Raw genomic sequence first — 19,814 nt, 5'->3', positions numbered from 1 at the left:
ATCCCGGCCGTGGGGAGCGGTCAGCGGGTGGCAGCGGCCGAGGGCTTCTTCTCGGCCTTCCTCGGCCGACGCGACGGGAGAATGAGGTACGCCCCCGGCACCCGAGGCGACCCGGTGGCCGGCGGCTGGGCGGTGAGCACGGCCCTCATGGTTCGCGACCCTGCTCCGGGGCGGGAGAGGGCCCGGCCCGCACGCCGTCCCTCAGCGTCCCGGTGCCGTGCGCGGCACCGGGAACGGTGCACGCCGCGTGACGGAGCCGCCGGAGGCGGCCCGGCAGCGGGCGCCCCGGTGACGGTGCCGTCCGTCACCAGGGCCGTGGCCTGTGTCACCCGGGCCGGTGGGACTGCCCCGGTCAGCAGGATCACGCCGCGGGCCGCCAGCGCCGCCGACGCGGCGGCGATCAGCCAGCCCCATGCGCCCGCGCGGAACGTCTCGCCCAGCAGTGCGACGCCGATCACGGCCGCGACGGCCGGGTTGGAGAGGTTGACGAGCGCCAGGGGAGCCGCCAGCCCGCCCCGGTAGGCCCGCTGGGAGAGCAGCAGCCCGCCGACGGAGAGGGCCGCCACCAGGGCGGAGAGCAGCGCGGTCGCCCACCATGCCGTCGCCCCGCCCGGCAGCTCGCCGGCCAGCGCCGCGGTCACCGTCTGGGTCAGCGCCGACGCCACACCCGAGGCCACCCCGGAGGCGGTCGCGTGCCCGAGGCCACGGCCCCGGGCGAGGACGGCGATCAGCAGGCCGGAGGCCACCGCCACCGTCAGCGACTCCCGCACCGTCAGCGCGTCGCCCGGCGCGGCGGGCCCGGTCACCGAGATCAGCCCCACCAGACCGGCCAGCGTGCACAGCGCCCCGCGCCACTCGCCGCGCGCGACCCGGCGGCGGTCGCGCCGGGCGGCGAGCGGCAGCGCCGCCACGAGGGTCAGCGCGCCGAGCGGCTGGACCAGCGTCAGCGGCCCGTAGTGCAGGGCGCCGACATGCGCCAGCGCGCCCGCGCCGTTGAGGCCCACCGCCCACCACCACAGCGGCTGGGCCGCCAGCGAGCGGGGCCCGCCCCCGCCCTGGGCGGCGGCAGCGGCCAGCCGGGACTGCGTCACGGCGGCGAACGCGTATCCGACGGCGGACAGCAGGGAGAGCAGGACCGCGACGACCAGGCCGTTCATCGCAGCGCTCCCGCGGGCCGGGCCGTGGCCGTGCCGCCGGAGGTGTGCCCCAGCGGCCCGAACCCCGGGGCCCGCAGCAACAGCAGGACCCCGCCGAGCAGCAGGGCCGCGACGGCGGCGTCGATCCAGTAGTGGTTGGCGGTGGCCACCACGACGAACAGGGTGAGCAGCGGATGCAGCAGCCACAGCGCCCGCAGCCTGCCGCGGGTCGCGGCCATCAGGCCGACGGCCACCATCAGGGCCCAGCCGACGTGGAGCGAGGGCATCGCCGCGAACTGGTTCGCCATCGAGTCGGTGGCCGGGGTCACCCCGTACACCGACGGCCCGTACATCTGCGCGGTGTCGACGAGCCCGGCGGCGGAGAGCATCCGCGGCGGCGCGAGCGGCATCAGCAGGTGCAGCATCAGCGCGGCGGCCGTCAGGGCGGCCAGCGCGCGGCGGGCCCAGCGGTAGTGCTCGGGCCGGCGCCAGTACAGCCAGACCAGGAAGGCGGCCGTGGCGGGGAAGTGCACCACCGCGTAGTAGGTGTTCGCCGCGTGGACGAGGGCGTCGCTGTGCAGCAGCAACCCCTGCACGAGCCCTTCGTCCGGCAGGCGCAGGGCGCGCTCGGCGTCCCATATGCCGGCGGCGTTGGAGAAGGCCCGGGCCTCGTGGCCGCCTGCCAGGAGGCGGCCGAGCTTGTAGACCAGGAAGAGCGCCGTCACCAGCGCGAGTTCGCGCAGCAGCGGCGGCCGGTGGGCAGCGGCCGTCCCCGGTATGGCGGGACGTTTCCCGGCAGCCATGACGCGGCCCCTCAGTCACCCGGTACTCGGCCGGCGGATCGACAGCAAACGGAGGAAGCGTAGATCCGAATTCATCGAGACGCAAACGTCTCGATACGTTTGCGTCTCGATTGTGCGGCCCCTACTCTCGTCTGTGCAGTCACCTCCCGCCGACAGCCGCCCACCGCCCCGTCACGGACCGCCCGCAAGGGAGAGGAACCGATGTCCACGCAGGCCGCCACGTCAGCCGCCCGCCGCAGCAAGATCACGCCCGAGCGGGAGCAGGAGCTGTTCGCCGCCGTGCTCGACCTGCTCCGCGAGGGCGGCTACGACTCCGTGACCATGGAGGGCGTCGCCGCCCGCACCAAGTGCGGCAAGGCGACGCTGTACCGGCAGTGGAAGACCAAGCCCCAGCTCGTCACCGCCGCTCTCGGCGCCGCGCGGTGCGCGCTGTTCACCGGCGTCGACACCGGCTCGCTCGCGGGCGACCTGAGGGAGGCCGCCCGGCTCGCCTGTGACCGCCGCGGCCGTGACTCCGAGCTGATGGAGGCCGTCGGCCAGGCCTACCTCCAGCACCCCGACCTGCGCGACGCCCTGCGGGAGACGGTGATCGACCCCGAGGTGGCCGCCCTCGACGCGATCATGCGCCGGGCCGTCGTCCGCGGCGAGCTCGCCGCCGACAATCCGGCGATCGGCTACGTCGCCCCCTGCTTCATGGGGGTGCTGCGCGTGGAGCGGCTCTTCGACGACCGCCTCGGCGACGAGGCCGGGCTCCCCGGCTTCGTCGAGGCGGTCCTCTTCCCCGCCCTCGGCCTCACCGCCCGGTAGCAGGGCGCGCGGCCCTCTGTGACCCTGGGCTCATGCGAGCAGCCGGAGAGGTGAAGGTCCGCAGGGTCTATGACGACCCCGACCCCGACGACGGCACCCGCGTGCTCGTCGACCGGCTCTGGCCGCGCGGGCTCGCCAAGACACGGGCGCACGTCGACGAGTGGCCCAAGGCCCTCACCCCGTCGACCGAACTGCGCCGCTGGTACCACGGACCGGACGGCGAGTACGACGAGTTCTGCCGGCGCTACGAGAGCGAACTGTCCGAACCCGCCGCCGCCGAGGCCCTCTCCCGCCTCCGCGCCCTGGCCGCCGAGGGCCCGGTGACCTTGCTGACGGCCACCAAGGACCCGTCCCGCAGCCACACCTCGGTCCTGCTCCGCCTCCTGGCGCGCTGACCTCCCGGGCCGCCGGTACCCCGGCCGCCCGCCTGCCCGCAGCGCCGTGCTTCCCGGGCCGCATGCCCACGGTGCCGTGCTTCCCGGGCCGCCCTGCCCGGGTCGCGCGCCCCCTACGGGACGGTGAGCCTCGGCGCCTCGGACGCCGCGTCCACCGGCCCCGTCAGACGCCCGGCCAGCTCCCGCGCCCACGCCGCCAGCCCGGGTACGTCGATGCCGTACGGGCCGGGGAACGGCGCGATCCGGTCCGCACCGCGCCGCAGCAGCCGGGCCCCGCCCGTGACGTTCCCCCGCGCCGCGTGGGTGAGCCCCACGGCGAGTTGGGCCAGCCCCCGCCACAGCTCGCGCTCCTCCGCCGGCCCCGACTTCCACGCGTCCTCGAACACCTCGTGCGCATGGAACGGCTTCCCCTCGTCGAGCAGCCGCTGCGCCTCGGCCAGCGACCGGTCCGGACTGCGCAGCACCCCCTCCGGCTGCCGATCCACACCCTCCGCGCCGTACGGCAGGGGACGCCCGAGACCGTCCCTGGGCCGGGCGTTTCGCGCCCTGCCCTCCGCGTCCCGGTCCCGCCCCGGCCTGCCGTCGCTCGCCTCGTCCATCCCCCCATTGTCCTGCCGCGCTCCCGGCACACCCCCTCGGGCCACCGCCGTCGCGTCCGGCCGCCCCGTGGAGTGTTGTATGGTTCTCTTGCGCGTTCGGCCAGGGGGAAAGCCCAGGTCACACGGGCATCGGGACGTGGCGCAGCTTGGTAGCGCACTTGACTGGGGGTCAAGGGGTCGCAGGTTCAAATCCTGTCGTCCCGACTTTTCGAAGTCGCGATCGAAGGGGCCGGTCCGGAGCAATCCGGACCGGCCCCTTCGTCATGTCCGTGAACGGGCCGATGGCGCGCGGCCGTGTCGATACCGCGGAACGGCGCGGCAGCGCGGCGGCGTACCGTGGCCGCGTGGCAAACGAAGACCTGGGACGGACCCTGCGCCGCCTGCGCCGTCTGGCCTCCCTGACGCAGGAAGAGCTGGCCGATCGCTCCCGGGTGTCCGTCGATGTGATCCGTCAGCTCGAACAGGGTCGGAAACACTCCGCACGCCTGCCCACACTGCATGCCCTGGCCAACGGCCTCGGCGTCGAGTTGACCACCCTCCTGGGCGACCCGCCCGGCGTCGCCGCCACCGGTGAGAACGACGGACCACGGTTCGTCGCCGTACGCCGAGCCGTCATGCCCGTGCTCTGGGGGCCGGAGCCGGTGCCACCGGGGCCCGGCTTCTCGCTGAACGGGCTCAGGGAACGGATCGCCGACGGGTGGACGCGGTACCACGCCGCCGAGTTCGACTCGGTGATGGCAGTGCTGCCGGACATCCTCACCGATGCGCGCGCCGCCGCCGCCTCGCGCGACGACACCGACCGCGGAGCCGGCTTCGCTGCTCTGGGCAAGGCGCTTCAGCTCGCCGGGCACGTCGCCGTACGGATGGGCAAGACCGACCTGGCTCTCACCAGTCTGGAGCGGGCCGTCGACGCTGCGGAGCGCTCGTCCGACCCGCTGCTCCTGCCGATGATCGTCAACTCGGCGGCATGGACCTATCAGCGGCAAGGGCGTCTGGAGGACGCGTTGGCCGTCGCGCTCCGCGCGGCCGACGACATGGCTGGCACGGGGCGCACCGAAACGGCCGACGGCCTCAAAGTGTGGGGCGGGCTGACGATGAACGCCGCCACATCGGCCGCCAGGGGCGGTGACTACGAGCGTGCGGCGGCGATGATGGAGGCGGCGGAAAGGGAAGCGGCCCGTGTCGCGAAGCTGCCCGATAGCGGTGACAACCGCATGGTCAGCGTGTTCAGCCCCTCCTCGGTACGCATCGAACGCGTCCGGCTCGCCGTCCAGTACGGCCATCCGAACGATGCCCTGGCGCTGGCCAAGGGCATGCGCCTGAGCAAGGACACGCCACCGTCCTGGCGGACGTGGCTGCTCCTGGACGTGGCCCGGGCCCACACGGACACCGGCGACGCTGCCGGCGCTGTCAAGACCCTGGAGTCCCTGCGCCGGGTGGCGCCGACGTGGATGCGGCACCACACCCTCGCCGTCGCGGTCGTCCGTGACCTGTGGGCCCTGCCCAACCATCCAGCCGGGTTGCGCCCGTTGGCGGAGTTCCTGGGCATCTGCGACTAGCGTCCGGAAAGTGGGACGCCGCGTCCCTGTCGGCGTTCCCTGCGGATCGCTTTCATGAACGGACCATGTCCCGGGCCCGAAGGACCGCGCCCGGGGCTCGCCCGCTTCGAGGAAGCAGACCGACATGCCGCGAACGACGACGCGGGTTCGCCCGACCGGACCTCCCGGGTACAGCAGGACGCTGCGGCGCGAGCCGGAGAGTGCCGCGTCCGCCCGGCGCCTGGTGCGCACCGCTCTGTCCGCCTGGGGGTTGGCCGACCTCGCCGACGGCGCCGCACTGATCGTTTCCGAACTCGTCTCCAACGCTGTCCGGCACGGTCGGCGGGAGTCGATCAGAGTCTTCGTGGAACGGCCGGGCCCCTCGCGCGTACGAGTCGGCGTCGTGGACTTCTCTCACAGGCTTCCCCGGCGCGGGGAGTGCGAGGCGCGGAGTGAGGGGGGACGCGGGCTGGCCATCGTGGAGGCGCTGGCGGAGAACTGGGGCGTCGAGCGGCTGTCCTGGGGCAAGCGGGTATGGGCTGAACTGGCAGGAGCATGAGGACGTTTCGCCGCGGCAGGTCCGGCAGGGTGGACCGGAAGCCTGCCCCGTCGTGCCCCCCAGTGCGTACAGGGCGTGCGGTTGATCGGATCATCCGTCCACCCCTTGATCGCGTGGATAAACCGACCACGGAACAAGATCACTGCATCGAGGTAATGCGGATGGCCTCAGCCCGTGGGCGGGGGTCAACGGCCGTTACTGTTTTCCCGGGATCCAGGCGAATTCCCGGAATTTGGCCACCTTTTCCTCTTTCCTCCGTCGGTGCACATGTCTGTGCCCATCGACCACCCCCCGCGCGAAGGAGACCGCGTCCGATGACAGTTGAGACCAGCCAGGAAGTGCAGCCGGAGCAGCCGCCCCGGCAGCAGTCCAGCCTGAGTACGGCAGCCGCACGCAACCTTGCCTCGACGACCAAGTCCGCGCCGCAGATGCAGGAGATCACCTCCCGCTGGCTGCTGCGGATGCTGCCGTGGGTCGAGGCCAAGGGCGGCTCCTACCGGGTGAACCGGCGGTTGAGCTACACGGTCGGCGACGGGCGCATCGAATTCGTCCAGGACGGCTCCGACGTCCGCGTGATCCCCCGTGAACTGGGCGAACTCGCCCTGCTGCGCGGCTTCGAGGACGTGGAGGTGCTCACCGCCCTGGCCGACCGCTGCGTCCAGCGCGAGTTCCGCGCCGGTGAGGTCCTGGTCGAGCGGGGCGCCCCCGCCGAGCAGATCCATCTGATCGCCCACGGCCGGATCAGCCAGACCGCGGTCGGCAAGTACGGCGACGAGGTCACCGTCGCCACCCGCGCGGACGGCGACCAGTTCGGCGAGAACGCCCTGTTGGACACCGACGCCACCTGGGACTACACCGCCACCGCCGAGACGGCCGGCACCCTGCTCACGCTGTCCCGCGGGGACTTCGCCGCCGTGCTGTCCTCGGCGCCGACGCTCCAGGAGCACATCGAGAACTTCAGCTCGCTGCCCCAGCAGCGGCAGAACCACCACGGCGAGGCCGAGATCGCGATGTCGGCCGGCCACATCGGCGAGGCCGTGCTGCCCGGCGCGTTCGTGGACTACGAACTGCGCCCGCGGGAGTACGAACTCTCCGTCGCGCAGACCGTGCTGCGCGTCCACACCCGCGTGGCCGACCTCTACAACGGCCCGCACAACCAGACGGAGGAGCAACTCCGTCTGACGATCGAGGCGTTGCGCGAGCGCCAGGAGCACGAGCTCATCAACAACCGTGAGTTCGGCCTGCTCCACAACGCCGACTTCAAGCAGCGCATCCAGCCCCACTCGGGCCCGCCCACCCCGGACGACCTCGACGAGCTGCTCTGCCGCCGCCGCGGCACCCGTCTGATGCTGGCCCACCCGCGCACGATCGCGGCGATCGGCCGCGAGCTCAACGCCCGCGGGCTGTACCCGGACCACGTGGACGTCGGCGGCCAGCAGGTGCCGGCCTGGCGCGGGGTGCCGATCCTGCCCTGCAACAAGATCCCGATCAGCAAGGACAGCACCAGCTCCATCCTCGCGATGCGTACCGGTGAGGACAACCAGGGCGTCATCGGCCTGCTCCAGACCGGACTGCCGGAGGAGTACGAGCCCGGCCTGTCGGTGCGCTTCATGGGCATCAGCGAGCAGGCGATCATCTCGTACCTGGTCAGCACCTACTACTCCGCCGCGATCCTGGTGCCCGACGCGCTCGGTGTCCTGGAGAACGTGCAGATCGCCCGCAAGCGCGACTGACCCGGCCCGCGGACCGCACCGCCGCCGGTACGCGCTGCCGGTGACGGACGCGCCATGTGCCCCCGCCCCGGGGGTACATGGCACCCAGACCGCCGCAGCGGCGCGGCCCGCCCCGGGCGGGCTGCCGAAACCTTGCGGCACCCCGCGGCCGGATCCACGGACCGCAGCACGGAGCCCGCCCCTGCGGAGTCACGGCCCCGCCGCCCTCCGGCCGCGCGGGCCCGCGCACAAGGACCGCGCAGGGCGTGCGCGCGGCGGACGGGCCGCGCAGCAACGCCGTCGGCGCCCGCGCGTCCCCGCCGGAAGGCGCAGCACCCGCCCAACCGCCGGGCACCGGCCCGGTCCGGGCTGCCTCCGGCGGCCATGCGACGGCTGCCGCACCGGGACGACTCCGCACCGCAGGCCGTCGGACGAACATGCGCCGGATCGCGGGCCGGGGCCCGGCCGGCGCCGACCCCCCACCTCACCAAGGAGTTACGGATGCCCGATCCCGGGCCCTCCCCCCTGCCGTCGGGCCTGCCCGCCGGCGCGGCCCGCCTCGGGGAGCAGGTGGCCGCACAGGCCGCCGGGGCCGCCGACACCGTCCTCGCGGCGGCCGTCGGCCTCGCCGCGGCACTCACCGCCCCGCCGGCCGTCCCCGTGGCGCGGGCCGACGCGCCCTACACGTTCCCGACCACCGGCGCGGTGCCGAGGCCCGGAGACCTGCCGAGGCCCCCGGGCTCGCCGGACGGCCCGCCCGCCGCCGGGGCAGCACCGGAGCCCCCGCCGGTGCGGGAGGCCCTGGCCGGGGACGTGCCGCCGCCCCCGGAGCCGTCCGGTACCCAGCCCGTGCCGGAGGCCGCCACCCGCACGGTGCCCGGCCCCCCGGGCCCCCCGGGCCCGCCGAAGCCCCCGGGCCCGGCCGGCGCCGCGCCTGCGGCGGAGGCCGGGGCCGAGCCGGCCGCACCCGCCCTGGAGCGGATCCTCCGGGGCCCCAGCGGCCTCGGCACCCGGAGCCTGCGCCTGGCGGCCCCGCACGAGGAGGCCGCGGAGCCGTCCGCGCCGCCGGCGGACGGCCCCGCCGTCCCGGGCCTCTACCACCACCCCGTGGTGGAGCCCGACGCGGCACGGGTGGCGGAGGTCAGCCGCAGGATCAAGGAGTGGGCCGTCGAGGAGGTCCAGCTCTTCCCGGACGAGTGGGAGGGCGAGTTCGACGGATTCTCCGTCGGGCGCTACATGGTCGCCTGCCATCCGGACGCGCCCGGCGTCGAGCACGTCATGGCCGCCACCCGGCTGATGGTCGCGGAGAACGCCGTCGACGACTGCTACTGCGAGGACCACGGCGGCTCGCCGATCGGGCTCGGCGGACGGCTGCTGCTGGCGCACACCGCGCTGGACCCGCTCCACACGACCGGGGAGTACCAGCCGCGATGGGCCGAGTCGCTGCACTCGGACGCCCCGCGCCGCGCCTACCGCTCCGCCATGGAGTACTTCGTGCGCCAGGCCACCCCCTCGCAGGCCGACCGCTACCGGCACGACATGGCCCGCCTGCACCTGGGCTACCTCGCCGAAGCCGCCTGGGCGCAGACCGACCACACCCCGGAGGTGTGGGAGTACCTGGCCATGCGGCAGTTCAACAACTTCCGGCCGTGCCCCACCATCACCGACACCGTCGGGGGCTACGAACTGCCGGCGGACCTGCACGCGCAGCCGGCCATGCAACGGGTCATCGCGCTGGCGGGGAACGCCACCACCATCGTCAACGACCTCTACTCGTACACCAAGGAGCTGGCCTCGCCCGGCCGGCACCTCAACCTGCCCGTGGTGCTCGCCGACCGCGAGGGACTCTCCGAGCGGGACGCCTATCTGAAGGCGGTCGAGGTCCACAACGACCTCATGCACGCCTTCGAGGCCGAGTCCGCCGCGCTCGCCGCCGTCTGCCCCGTGCCGACCGTGCTGCGCTTCCTGCGGGGAGTGGCCGTGTGGGTCGACGGCAACCACTACTGGCACCGCACCAACACCTACCGATACAGCCTGCCCGATTTCTGGTAAGCACCTCCCGTAAGAAATGGATCTGTCTGTGACCACCGAACTCACCACCGCCAACGGCACCTCCGCCTTCGTCCCCGCCCCGGCATCGCCCTACCAGGGCGACATCGCCCGGTACTGGGACCAGGAGGCCAGGCCCGTGAACCTGCGCCTCGGTGACGTGGACGGGCTCTACCACCACCACTACGGCATCGGGGACGTCGACCACGCCGCCCTCGGCGACTCCGGCGACGCCGCGTACGACAAGCGGCTGGTCGCCGAGCTGCACCGACTGGAGTCGGCCCAGGCCGAGGTGCTCCTGGACCACCTCGGCCTCATCGGGCGCGACGACCTGCTGGTGGACGCCGGCTGCGGGCGGGGCGGCTCGATGGTGATGGCCCATCAGCGCTTCGGCTGCTCCGTCGAGGGCCTCACCCTCTCCGCCAAGCAGGCCGACTTCGGCAACCGTCGCGCCCATGAGCTCGGCATCGAGGACCGGGTCCACTCCCGGGTGTGCAACATGCTGGACATGCCCTTCGAGACCGGGCAGGCGGCCGGCTCGTGGAACAACGAGTCCAGCATGTACGTCGATCTGCACGACCTCTTTGCCGAGCACTCCCGGATCCTGGGCGTCGGCGGGCGCTACGTGACCATCACCGGCTGCTGGAACCCGCGGTACGGCCAGCCGTCGAAGTGGGTCTCCCAGATCAACGCCCACTTCGAGTGCAACATCCACTCCCGCCGCGAGTACCTGCGCGCGATGGCCGACAACCGCCTGGTGCCGCAGGCCGTCGTCGACCTCACCCCTGAGACCCTTCCGTACTGGGAGCTGCGCGCCACCTCCTCCCTGGTCACCGGGATCGAGGAGGCGTTCATCAACTCGTACAAGGACGGCTCCTTCCAGTACGTGCTGATCGCCGCCGACCGCGTCTGACCCCCGGCCGTTCGTGTGCGCCCAGCTCTGTCCAAAGCCTTGCCATCGCAATGCGGGGCCTCTAGTCTCGCGGCCAGCAAGCGCTTTCCCCGTGGGGCGGGGAAAGCCGCCTGCGACGCGGCCGTCGCGGACTCCCAGGTGATTCCGTGCGTCGGCCGCCACCGATTCCGGCACGGGCCCCTGCCCGGGTGGCCGACGCGACGGACCCGTGGGGCGGGCCCGGACGCCGATGCGCCGTGCCGTCGGCCGCCGTACGTGCGGCGACGCGTTCTCAGGTGAACGGGCCGGTCAGGCCGCTGCCCTGGCCTGCCGTCGCACCGCGGGCGCCGTCACCGCCGGGTCGCTCCGACCGGCGGGATCCACGGGAGCACCGGCCGGGAGGAATCCCGGCGGTGTGCCGCCCGCACCCGCTCTCCACCGTGCCGCCGGGCCGTCGTGCCCGTACCGGGCGCGCCCGGTGAACAGCGGGCGACCGGGCGGCAACCACAACGGCCCTCAGGGACCACCACGGTATGCGACAGCAAGCAACACCCCCTTCGATCCACCAGACGAACCCTTCGACACACAATCGGGAGACCACGATGAGGCGACCAGTCGCACTGCGACTCTGCGCGGGCCTGGCCACAGCGGCCGTTGCCGGGGCGGCAGGTGTGATGCTGACGATGCCCACGGCGTCCGCGGCGACCGGTGGTGTCACCGGCTACGCGACGCAGAACGGCGGGACCACCGGTGGCGCCGGCGGCCAGACCGTACGGGCCACCACCGGCACCGCGATCCACCAGGCGCTGTGCAGCCGGGCCAGCAGCAGCACCCCGATCACCATCCAGGTCGAGGGCACGATCAACCACGGCAACACGGCCAAGGTGTCCGGCGACAGCTGCAACACCGCGGCCGGGGTCATCGAGCTCAAGCAGATCAGCAACGTCACCCTCATCGGTGTGGGCAACGGCGCGGTCTTCGACCAACTCGGCATCCACATACGCGAGTCCAGCAACATCATCATCCAGAACGTCACCGTGAAGAACGTCAAGAAGTCGGGCTCGCCCACCTCCAACGGCGGGGATGCCATCAGCATGGAGAGCGACGTCCGCAACGTCTGGGTCGACCACGCCACCCTGGAGGCGTCGGGCGGCGAGTCGGAGGGCTTCGACGGCCTCTTCGACATGAAGGACAACACCCAGTACGTCACCCTGTCCTACAGCACGCTGCGCAACTCCGGCCGCGGCGGCCTGATCGGGTCCAGCGAGTCGGACGTCTCCAACGGCTTCGTCACCTTCCACCACAACCTGTACGAGAACATCGACTCCCGCGCGCCCCTGCTCCGCGGCGGCGTCGCCCACATGTACAACAACCACTACCGGAGCCTGAACGAGTCCGGGATCAACTCCCGTGCCGGGGCCCGCGCCAAGGTGGACAACAACTACTTCGAGGACTCCAAGGACGTCCTCGGCACCTTCTACACGGACGCGGCGGGCACCTGGCACGTCAGCGGCAACGTCTTCGACAACGTCACCTGGTCCGCGAAGGGATCCGAGAACAACCCGGCCGGACCGGACGTCAAGTCCACCACCACCGTCAGCGTCCCGTACTCCTTCGGCCTCGACCCGGCCAACTGCGTGCCGGACGTGGTGAGCCGGACGGCGGGCGCGAACAAGGGCCTCCAGGTGTCGGACGGCAACTGCACGCCGCAGACGCCGGACCCGACCGAGCCCACGCCCACCCCGACCGTGCCGCCGACCACCCCGACGCCCGGGCCGACGCAGCCCGGCGGCACCAACCTGAGCCTCACCGCCAGTGCCGACGGCTCCAGCAAGGCCGCGGGCACCAGCTACGGCAATGTGCGTGACGGCAGCCTGAGCACCCACTGGTCGCCGTCCGGCGCCACCGGGACCGTCTCCGTCAAGTGGGGCTCCGCCACCAGCGTCTCCAAGATCGCGATCCGGGAGGCGTCCGGCTCCGCCGGCAGCATCCGCGGCTGGCGCGTCCTCAACGGCGACACCGGGACGGTCCTGGCCTCGGGCACGGGTGTCGGCAGCACCATCACCATCCCGACGACCTCGGCGAAGAAGTTCACCTTCGAGATCACCGGCTCGTCCGGCACGCCGAAGGTCGCCGAGTTCGAGACCTACGCGGGATAAGCGGGACGAGGGGGAGCGCCGTCCGGCCGGGTGCGGGAGCCGCGGTTCCCGGACGGACGGCGCCCCGGTCCCGTGACGAACGGCACGGCTTCCGGAGCCTCACGAGGCGCCGGAAGCCGTGCCGTCGCCGTGGGTGCGGCACACATCCTGCGGTCGGATCAGCGCTCGCCGTCTCCGCCTGTGCCGCCCGTGCCGCCCGTGCCGCGGGCGGAGACGGCGAGCGCGGGTGTCCAGCCCGGCACCCGGCCGAGGGCCGCGAGCGCGCGCTCGAAGGGCGTGGCACCCGGTGCGGCCGGCAGCGCGGGGCCGAAGAACGCGCCCTCGGCGAACCGCCGTTCGTCGTCGGGCACCCGCAGCGCGATGCGCAGGGCCGCCTCGGCCGCCGCCTCCGAGGGGGTGAACCCGACGCCCAGGGTCCGGGCTACGTCCCAGGCGTGGACCGTCTGGTCGAGGAAGTGGAACCCGATCGCCACCCGGCCGGGGAAGCGCCGTACGGGATCGAACTCGGGGAGGGCGAACTCCCGCTCGCCGATGCCGTCCCCGGCGAACGCGGCGAGCACCTCCGCGGCCGCCGCGCGGTGCCCGGCCGGGGAGTCGTCCCCACGGTGCGGCCGCCAGACGGCCGGGTCGGCGCCCTCGCCGCGGGCCGCCGCGGCGAATCCGCGGTTCTGCGCGGTCATATGGGCCACCAGGGAGCCCAGCGTCCACCCGTCGCAGGGCGTCGGGCGGGCCAGGTCGCCGGGCCCGGCGAGGGACAGCAGCCGCACCGTCTCCTGCACGGCGGTCCGGTCCAGCTCGCGGATGGGCAGGTCAGATGCGTCCACGGGGAGTCCTCTCTGCGGGCCGGGGCCCGGTGGGCCGGGACGGCCCGGGGGCCGCGTCCGGCAGAAGCCGACGGTCGATCAGGTCGTCCAGCTGGTCCTTGAACCGCTGGTTGGGGCCGGGGCGGCGGTCGCCGCCGGCGCCCGGCCAGGGGCGGGTGCCGCGCAGCAGCGCGAGGGCGGAGGCGAGTACCTCCTCGGGACGCGCCGGTCCGGTCTCGGTCCAGGTCGCGGAGCGCGTCACACCCCGGTCGCGATGGGCGCGGACGATGCGGCGGTGGTCCGGGCGGGCGACGAACGCCGTCAGGTCCCGGGCCGAGCGCCAGACCGCCACCGAACCGCTGCGCGGCCGGATGGGGTTCGGGTCCAGCCACAGCCACATGCCCAGCGCGCCCGGGGTGCTCGGCCAGGTGCGGCGCAGGCGCAGGCCGGCGACCGCGACGGGGACGGTGCCGCGCCGGCGGTGGGCGACGAACTCCGTGACGCTCACGAGGACCTGCTCCGTCCCCGTCGGTTCCCCGGCGGGGCCGGGCTGCCACGAGGTGGTCCAGATGGTGCGGGGCATGCTCTGCCGCCTCCGGTGCTCAGGGGTGATCCGTGGCAAACAATGTATGCGAACGGTCGTGCTTATTTCTCCCCGGGCGATGACTTGGCCGAAAACCAACACTCCGTCATGTCCCCTTCCGGGACGGCCGGCTCAGACCTCCGACGGGAGGCGCGCGGCAGCGGTGGCCGACGCCCGCAGCCGGGAGAGGATCCCGGACGCCGCCTTCCCGTACCCCGAGGGATCGCCGTCGAGGACCGACGCGGTGTTCGCCGCCTCCAGCAGCGCGGCGATCTCGAACGCGAGCTGCGGGACGTCGGCGTCCCGGCTCAGCTCTCCCGCCTGCCGTGCCTCGCTCAGCGTCCGCTCCAGGAAGGAGTGCCACTCCGCGCGCGCCGCGGCGACCGCGTCACGCACCCGGCCCTCGCGGGAGGCGTACTCCGCCGAGACGAAGGCGAAGAAGCAGCCGCCGCGGAAGACGCGGTCCCGGGAGTAGGCGAGCCAGCCCGTGCACAGCCGCCACACCCGGTCCGTGCCCGGCGCCAGCTCCGCCACGGGCACCACCACGTGGTCGAGGAAGATCCGGCCCGCCGCCCGCACCGTGGCGAGCTGCAGGTCCTCCTTGGAACCGAAGAGCGCGAACACCCCGCTCTTGCTCAGCCCCAGCTCGGTCGCCAGACGCCCCAGCGAGAGCCCCTCCAGCCCCTCCACCGAGGCGATGTCGACGGTGCGCCGCAGAATCAGCCGGCGGGTCCGGTCACCCCGCTCGATCCGTCCGTCCGTCCGCACGTCTGCCATGCCGGGCAGTCTAATGACCAGGTCAGCTGTTGAGGGCCGTCGCGAGCTGAGCCCGCGAACGCACGTCCAGCTTCTGGTAGATGCGGGTCAGCCGTGCCTCCACCGTCTTCACGCTCAGATACAGCTTGGCCGCCGCCTCCTGGTTGCTCGCCCCCTCGCCCACCAGCCGGGCCAGCCGCAGCTCCGCGTCGGTCAGACCCGACAGCGCGCCGCCGGCCGCCGCCGCGGGGGCCTCCGCCGCGACGGCGGGCGTCTCCGACGCGAGGGCGAGCCACGGCACCGCCCCGACCCGCTCGAAGACCGCGGCCGCCTGCTGGAGCGCGTGCGCGGCCGCCGAACGGCGTCGCCTGCGGCGCTCCACCCGGGCGAGCGTGATCAGCGCCCTGCCGTGCTCCAGCGGCAGGCCGGCCGCCTCGTAGCCGGCCGCGACCTCGCGCAGCAGGGCCGCGGCCTCGTCGGGCCGCCCGCCCGCGGCCAGCCGGACCGCGTCCGCCCGGTCGCAGCCGAGCAGCACCGTGGTGCGGCCCAGCCGGTGCGCCACCGGCCGCACGGCGTCCAGCACCGCCGCGGCCTCCGCCAGGCCGTCGCCCGCCACCAGCGCCTCGGCCAGCTCCTCGTGCCAGCGCAGCATCGAGGGATCGACCGCGCCCTGCCCCCGCTCCCCGGCCTGCACCCGGCGCAGCGTCTCCAGCGCGTTGGACACGTCGCCGACCAGCAACTGCACCCGGCCGAGCGCGTAGAGGCTGCGGGAGAGGAACACATGGTCGCCCTCCTCCTCCGAGGCGCGCACACTGCGCCGCGCGTAGCTCGCCGCCCGGGCGAAACTGCCGCCCGCGGTCTCCGCCAGGGCCAGCGCGTACCAGGCGGGACCGGGGGAGAGGCCCGCCTCCAGGGTGAGCGCGAGCGAACGCCCCGCGTGGGCGAGCGCGTCGGCGCAGCGGCCCTGCCGGCCCTCGACCTCGGAGAGCGTGCGGAACAGCTCGATCGCGTCCTCGACCGGACCGCGCCGCTCGACCAGCGGCAGCAGCGTCGCGAGCTGCGCCCGCGCCTCCACCAGGCGGTCGTCGAACAGGGCATGGCGGACCGTCAGGATCTGCGCCGCGTTGCGCACGCCCAGCGGCCGCTCCACCACCTCCAGGGCACGCGCGCGGGCGAGCACCCCCTCGGCGTCCGGAGCGCCCAGGAAGCGGTCCATCCGGGCCTGCACCGTCAGGGCCTTGGCCGCGGTGCCGTCGTCGCCCACCGACCCGGCCAGCTCGGCCGACTCGACCGCCGCCGCCCGCGAGCGCACCGGATCGCCGTCGGCCAGCACGTACTTCATCGACAGCCGCAGCAGCACGGCGGCCCGCAGCGCGGTGTCGCCCTCCGAGTCCTCCATGGCGTGCGCGTAGATCTCGTCGAGGCCGGTCAGCCCTTGGCCCGCCGTGTCCAGCACCGCGAGCCGGGCGCGCACCCGGTCCCCGGGCGCCGCGTCGCGCGCCAGCAGATCGGTCGCCGCGCGCATCGCCAGGTCGGCGCGGGCCGCGCGGGCCCCCTCCTCCGCCGCCTCCACCAGCCGTGTGATCCGCCGGTCGCCGTGCAGCCCCGGCGTCGACTCCGCGGCGAGCATGGCCAGTTCGGCGGCGAGCGTCGTGTTGCCGCGCCGGCGCGCGGTCTCCACCGCCGCCGACACCTCCGCCGCCAGCCGCTCGTCGGGGACGTCGGTGGCGAGCGCCCGGTGGCGCACCGCCTCCACCGGGTCGTCGACGACGAGCGCCAGCGCCGCGTGCCCCGTGCTGCGCTCGTTCCAGCAGGCGTCGTGGACCAGCGTGGACGGCAGCACACCCGCGGAGAACGCGACCGTGCCGTCCTCGGTCAGCCGGATCAGCGAGGCGCGCTCGGCGGCGGCCAGATCCGCCTCGGCGCTCGGCCGGCCGGCCCGCCGGATCAGCGACGCGGACGGGCGCAGCGCCAGCGCCGCCAGCAGCAGGGTCTCCCGGACGTCCTGCGGCACCGCGCCGAGCAGCCCCCGGGCCAGATCGCGGGCCCGGCCGGACAGCGACAGCGCCTCCGCGTGGTGCACCGGCGTCCGGGCGTCCGCCAGCGAACGTCCCACCGCCAGCGCGAGGCGCGGATTGCCGCCGCTGGCCTTGTGGATGCGGCCCGCCATCCGGGACGGCAGCCGGTGGTGGATGAGCAGCTCGGCGATCTCGTCGGCGTGCAGCGGCGGCACGTTCACCACGTCCGCCTCCGAGGGCTCCCACAGCGGGGTGATGCCCGCCGGGGCGGGCGCCCCCTCGTCCTGGGCCGCCGGCGGGTAGGCCGCCGGGGTGTCCACGGCCAGGGCGTGCAGCGCCGGGGGAGCCAGGTGCAGGGCGAAGCGGAGCAGGTCGGCGCTGGCCGGATCGATGTACTGGACGCCGTCGAGGACCAGCAGCGCGGGCCCGCGGGCCGCGAGCCGCCGCAGCACATGGGCGAGCGCGAGGCGCAGCGCGACCGGGTCGCAGCCCTCCTCGGGCATCGGCGCCTCACGGCACAGCATGGCGACGGCGGCGCGCTGCGGGCCGGGGAGCCCGTCGAGGACGCCTTCGCCGGGGGCGGTGGTGCGTTCGGTCGTGGTGGCCGGTGCGGGGGTGGTCGCCGACGCGGCGACCGAGGCGATGAGCGCGGCGGCGGCGGCTCCCGGGATGTCGCGGTCGGCGGGAAGCGCGGCAAGCCAGAGCACGGACTCCCCGCGGGCCTCGGCCCGCGCGGCGACGCAGAGCGCGACCTCGGTCTTGCCCACTCCGGGCGGCCCGGTCAGCAGGGCGCGCCCGCCGGTGGCCAGAACCCGGTCCAGACGGGCCAGCAGCTCCGTGCGCCCGACCGGCACGGCGCGGTACTCCGCCGGTCCCATCGGCCCACCACCACCTTTCGGCGTGCGCGGGCCCCCTGCCCGTTCGAGCAGAGGATACGAACCCTGCCGCGCGCGTCCAGGCCCTTTGTCCGGCATACGGACAGGTCTGGACTTGCTCCCGACGGGGAGCGCGGGGTTCCGCCGCAACCCGCACGGCTCTGACCAGCGAGGATGCCCTGCCGGGCGGGTGTCGGGGATGCCGGGGGCGGTCGGTGGTGTAGCCGGGGTCACGCGGTGCGGATCTGCTCAGTAGATGGCTGGATCTCGCTGTCGAGGGTGCGGCGCCCGGCGGCCGGGGGATGCGGGCGTGCGGCGCGGGAACCATGGTCGTTCAGCGTGGGGGCTGCGTCCCACGATTCCCCCGGGCCGGGTGAGCCCGCGCGCCGCCGCTCGGCACGTCGGCCCTGGGTGGGGCCGACACCGGACGCCGATCCGTCGTGCACCTGACGGGCGGGGCGGGGACCTCGCGGGCCAGGGCGTCACGGGGACGTCCGCTACGGCAGACAGTAGGAAACGCGGAGGTGAACGCGATACGGGGAAAACCCTTGTCGGGGGTGGGGGGTGGTGAGGGTGCGTCCGGGCGGGGGCGTCCGGGTTGGGGTTGCCCGCCCCCACCGGGCGGTGGTCGTGCACGGCGTGCGGGCGGTCGTGTGCCCGCACCCCCGCTGCGGGCGGGGTGCGCTGGTGCCGGGCGGGCTGTTCCGGCGTGGTGGCCGGTGGTGGTGGGCGCACCCCCGCTGCGCGCGGGTGTCCTCAATCGCCGGACGGGCTGGGGTTGCCCGGTCTGGGGCCGGTTCGTGGGGTGGGGGTCCCGGGTCGCTCCGGGGGCGTGTGCGGGCGAGGCTCGCCCTATCTTGCGTTGCCCTAGCTCGACGACCGTTTTATCGCCCGCCCACGCCCCCTGCGCGCCCCGTCCCCGAGCCCCGCGGACCGGTCCGCCCTCGGTGGGGGATCGACCCGCCTGCGGGCCGGTGGTCGCAGCACCGCGCTGCGCACGGTGTCCTCAAGCGCCGGACGGGCTGAGGATGCCCGGGTTCGTCGGTCGCGGCACCGCGCTGCGCGCGGTGTCCTCCAGCGCCGGACGGGCTGAGGGTGCCCGGGCGGGGCCGGTTCGTGGGTTGTGGCACCGTGCTGAGCGCGGTGTGGTCAAGCGCCGGAGGGGCTGAAATGCCCCTCCGCCACGACGGACGGGCCGGTTCCCGTGGGCGGGGGCGCGGAGGGGGTGGGTGAGGGCGATAAAACGGTCGTCGAGCTAGGGACGGGCCAACCTCGGGCGAGCCTCGCCCGCACCCACCCCCGCAGCGCCCCAACGGCACCCGCACGAACCGGACCGTGCTCGGGCAACCTCAGCCCGTCCGGCGCTTGAGGACACCCGCGCGCAGCGGGGGTGCGCCACGACCACCGGCCGGCACGGGGCCGGAACAGCCCGCCCGGCGCCAGCGCACGCGCAGCGGGGGTGCGCCCACCACCACCGGCCACGACGCCGGCCCCCGGCCGGCCCCCCTCACACCTGACCCAGGTCCGAGCTCACCCACCTCTCGGGGCGCATGCGCACCACGATCTGTGCGCCGTGGTTGTTCCAGGCGAAGTCGACGTATCCCTCGACCTTCTCCGGCGGGAGGTAGCGCGCGGAGATCTCGGTGAGCTGTTCGCGGGTGGCCGGCTCGGTGCCGGTGACCGGGCCCTCGACGGAGACGTAGCGGATGGTCGGCTCCAGCCGGTCGACCATCAGCGTGAACCGGCCCGCGGCGGCGATGAGTCCCGCCTTGCGGGAGTCGCGGCCGGTGAGGATCCAGATGTCGCCGCCCGGTGCGTACTGGTACCAGATGGGCACGGCCAGGGGCGCGCGGTCCTCCTTCTCGCCGGACGCGACCGCGAGGGCGGCCACATGCGGCTCGGCGAGGAAGTGCTCACGTTCTTCGGGGGACAGGGCCACGGGTCGCTCCTCGGCTTCGGGTGGTTCACGGACGACCCGGCACAACGAGGCACCCTCCGGGACGATTCCCGCCGCGCCCCGCGAGCACACGGTTCCGGCCACCACGCCGGAGCGGCACCCCGGCACCCCCTCTCCGCCCGCGGAGCCCCCCCCGCCCGCGGAGCCCCCCCGCCCGCGGAGCGCACGCACCA

General features: G+C 74.3%; 16 protein-coding genes and 1 tRNA gene. 9 read left to right on the top strand and 8 right to left on the bottom strand.

The window, feature by feature from the left end; genetic code table 11:
* Positions 1–20: 20 nt before the first annotated feature.
* Positions 21–1,157 carry a DMT family transporter gene (locus JE024_RS04570; protein ID WP_205372338.1) on the bottom strand — a complete coding sequence of 379 codons (1,137 nt, stop codon included), beginning with the start codon at positions 1,155–1,157 and terminating at the stop codon, positions 21–23.
* On the bottom strand, positions 1,154–1,939 hold the full coding sequence (locus tag JE024_RS04565) for a phosphatase PAP2 family protein (protein ID WP_205372337.1): 786 nt from the start codon (positions 1,937–1,939) through the stop codon (positions 1,154–1,156). Before JE024_RS04565 ends, JE024_RS04570 begins: the two co-directional genes overlap by 4 nt.
* A 201-nt stretch (positions 1,940–2,140) precedes the next feature.
* Between JE024_RS04565 and JE024_RS04560 the strand changes: the two genes are divergently transcribed.
* Complete coding sequence (locus JE024_RS04560; protein WP_205372336.1) at positions 2,141–2,746, top strand: TetR/AcrR family transcriptional regulator; 606 nt, start codon at positions 2,141–2,143, stop codon at positions 2,744–2,746.
* Positions 2,747–2,778: 32 nt separating this feature from the next.
* Positions 2,779–3,141: a DUF488 domain-containing protein gene (locus JE024_RS04555; RefSeq protein WP_205372335.1), complete on the top strand. Its 363-nt coding sequence runs from the start codon at positions 2,779–2,781 to the stop codon at positions 3,139–3,141.
* 113 nt (positions 3,142–3,254) lie between these two features.
* Here JE024_RS04555 and JE024_RS04550 read toward each other — a convergent pair whose 3' ends face one another.
* A complete protein-coding gene (locus tag JE024_RS04550) occupies positions 3,255–3,740 on the bottom strand; it encodes a DUF309 domain-containing protein (protein ID WP_205372334.1) in 486 nt (161 codons plus the stop codon).
* Positions 3,741–3,870: 130 nt separating this feature from the next.
* On the opposite strand from JE024_RS04550, the gene JE024_RS04545 reads away from it, so the two are divergent.
* From JE024_RS04545 to JE024_RS04515, 7 genes are all read left to right on the top strand, one after another.
* Positions 3,871–3,944, top strand: a tRNA-Pro gene (locus tag JE024_RS04545).
* A 65-nt stretch (positions 3,945–4,009) separates the two neighbouring features.
* Complete coding sequence (locus JE024_RS04540; protein ID WP_205372333.1) at positions 4,010–5,299, top strand: helix-turn-helix domain-containing protein; 1,290 nt, start codon at positions 4,010–4,012, stop codon at positions 5,297–5,299.
* Between the two features lie 124 nt (positions 5,300–5,423).
* Positions 5,424–5,837 (top strand): ATP-binding protein, encoded by a 414-nt coding sequence (locus tag JE024_RS04535; protein WP_205372332.1) that lies wholly within the window; start codon positions 5,424–5,426, stop codon positions 5,835–5,837.
* A 314-nt stretch (positions 5,838–6,151) separates the two neighbouring features.
* Positions 6,152–7,570, top strand: a complete 1,419-nt coding sequence (locus tag JE024_RS04530; protein ID WP_205372331.1) for a family 2B encapsulin nanocompartment shell protein — start codon at positions 6,152–6,154, stop codon at positions 7,568–7,570.
* 480 nt (positions 7,571–8,050) lie between these two features.
* Entirely contained in the window at positions 8,051–9,601 is a 1,551-nt protein-coding gene (locus tag JE024_RS04525) for a family 2 encapsulin nanocompartment cargo protein terpene cyclase (protein WP_244882586.1), read from the top strand.
* Between the two features lie 16 nt (positions 9,602–9,617).
* Entirely contained in the window at positions 9,618–10,511 is an 894-nt protein-coding gene (locus tag JE024_RS04520) for a geranyl diphosphate 2-C-methyltransferase (RefSeq protein WP_205372330.1), read from the top strand.
* 581 nt (positions 10,512–11,092) lie between these two features.
* A complete protein-coding gene (locus JE024_RS04515; RefSeq protein ID WP_205372329.1) occupies positions 11,093–12,649 on the top strand; it encodes a pectate lyase family protein in 1,557 nt (518 codons plus the stop codon).
* Positions 12,650–12,807: 158 nt separating this feature from the next.
* Here JE024_RS04515 and JE024_RS04510 read toward each other — a convergent pair whose 3' ends face one another.
* From JE024_RS04510 to JE024_RS04490, 5 genes are all read right to left on the bottom strand, one after another.
* Positions 12,808–13,473, bottom strand: a complete 666-nt coding sequence (locus JE024_RS04510; RefSeq protein WP_205372328.1) for a TIGR03086 family metal-binding protein — start codon at positions 13,471–13,473, stop codon at positions 12,808–12,810.
* Positions 13,460–14,035, bottom strand: coding sequence for a hypothetical protein (locus JE024_RS04505; protein WP_205372327.1), 576 nt, complete (start codon positions 14,033–14,035; stop codon positions 13,460–13,462). The genes JE024_RS04510 and JE024_RS04505 overlap by 14 nt, the downstream gene beginning before the upstream one ends.
* Before the next feature lie 132 nt (positions 14,036–14,167).
* Positions 14,168–14,812, bottom strand: coding sequence for a TetR/AcrR family transcriptional regulator (locus JE024_RS04500; protein WP_205372326.1), 645 nt, complete (start codon positions 14,810–14,812; stop codon positions 14,168–14,170).
* A 22-nt stretch (positions 14,813–14,834) separates the two neighbouring features.
* Positions 14,835–17,687, bottom strand: coding sequence for a LuxR family transcriptional regulator (locus tag JE024_RS04495; protein WP_244882584.1), 2,853 nt, complete (start codon positions 17,685–17,687; stop codon positions 14,835–14,837).
* Between the two features lie 1,504 nt (positions 17,688–19,191).
* Entirely contained in the window at positions 19,192–19,623 is a 432-nt protein-coding gene (locus JE024_RS04490; RefSeq protein WP_205372324.1) for a pyridoxamine 5'-phosphate oxidase family protein, read from the bottom strand.
* Between the last annotated feature and the right edge of the window lie 191 nt (positions 19,624–19,814).

The organism is Streptomyces zhihengii (assembly GCF_016919245.1).
GTDB lineage: Bacteria > Actinomycetota > Actinomycetes > Streptomycetales > Streptomycetaceae > Streptomyces > Streptomyces zhihengii.
Note: the sequence above shows the minus strand (reverse complement) of the source record. Positions and strands in the feature narration are given on the sequence as shown.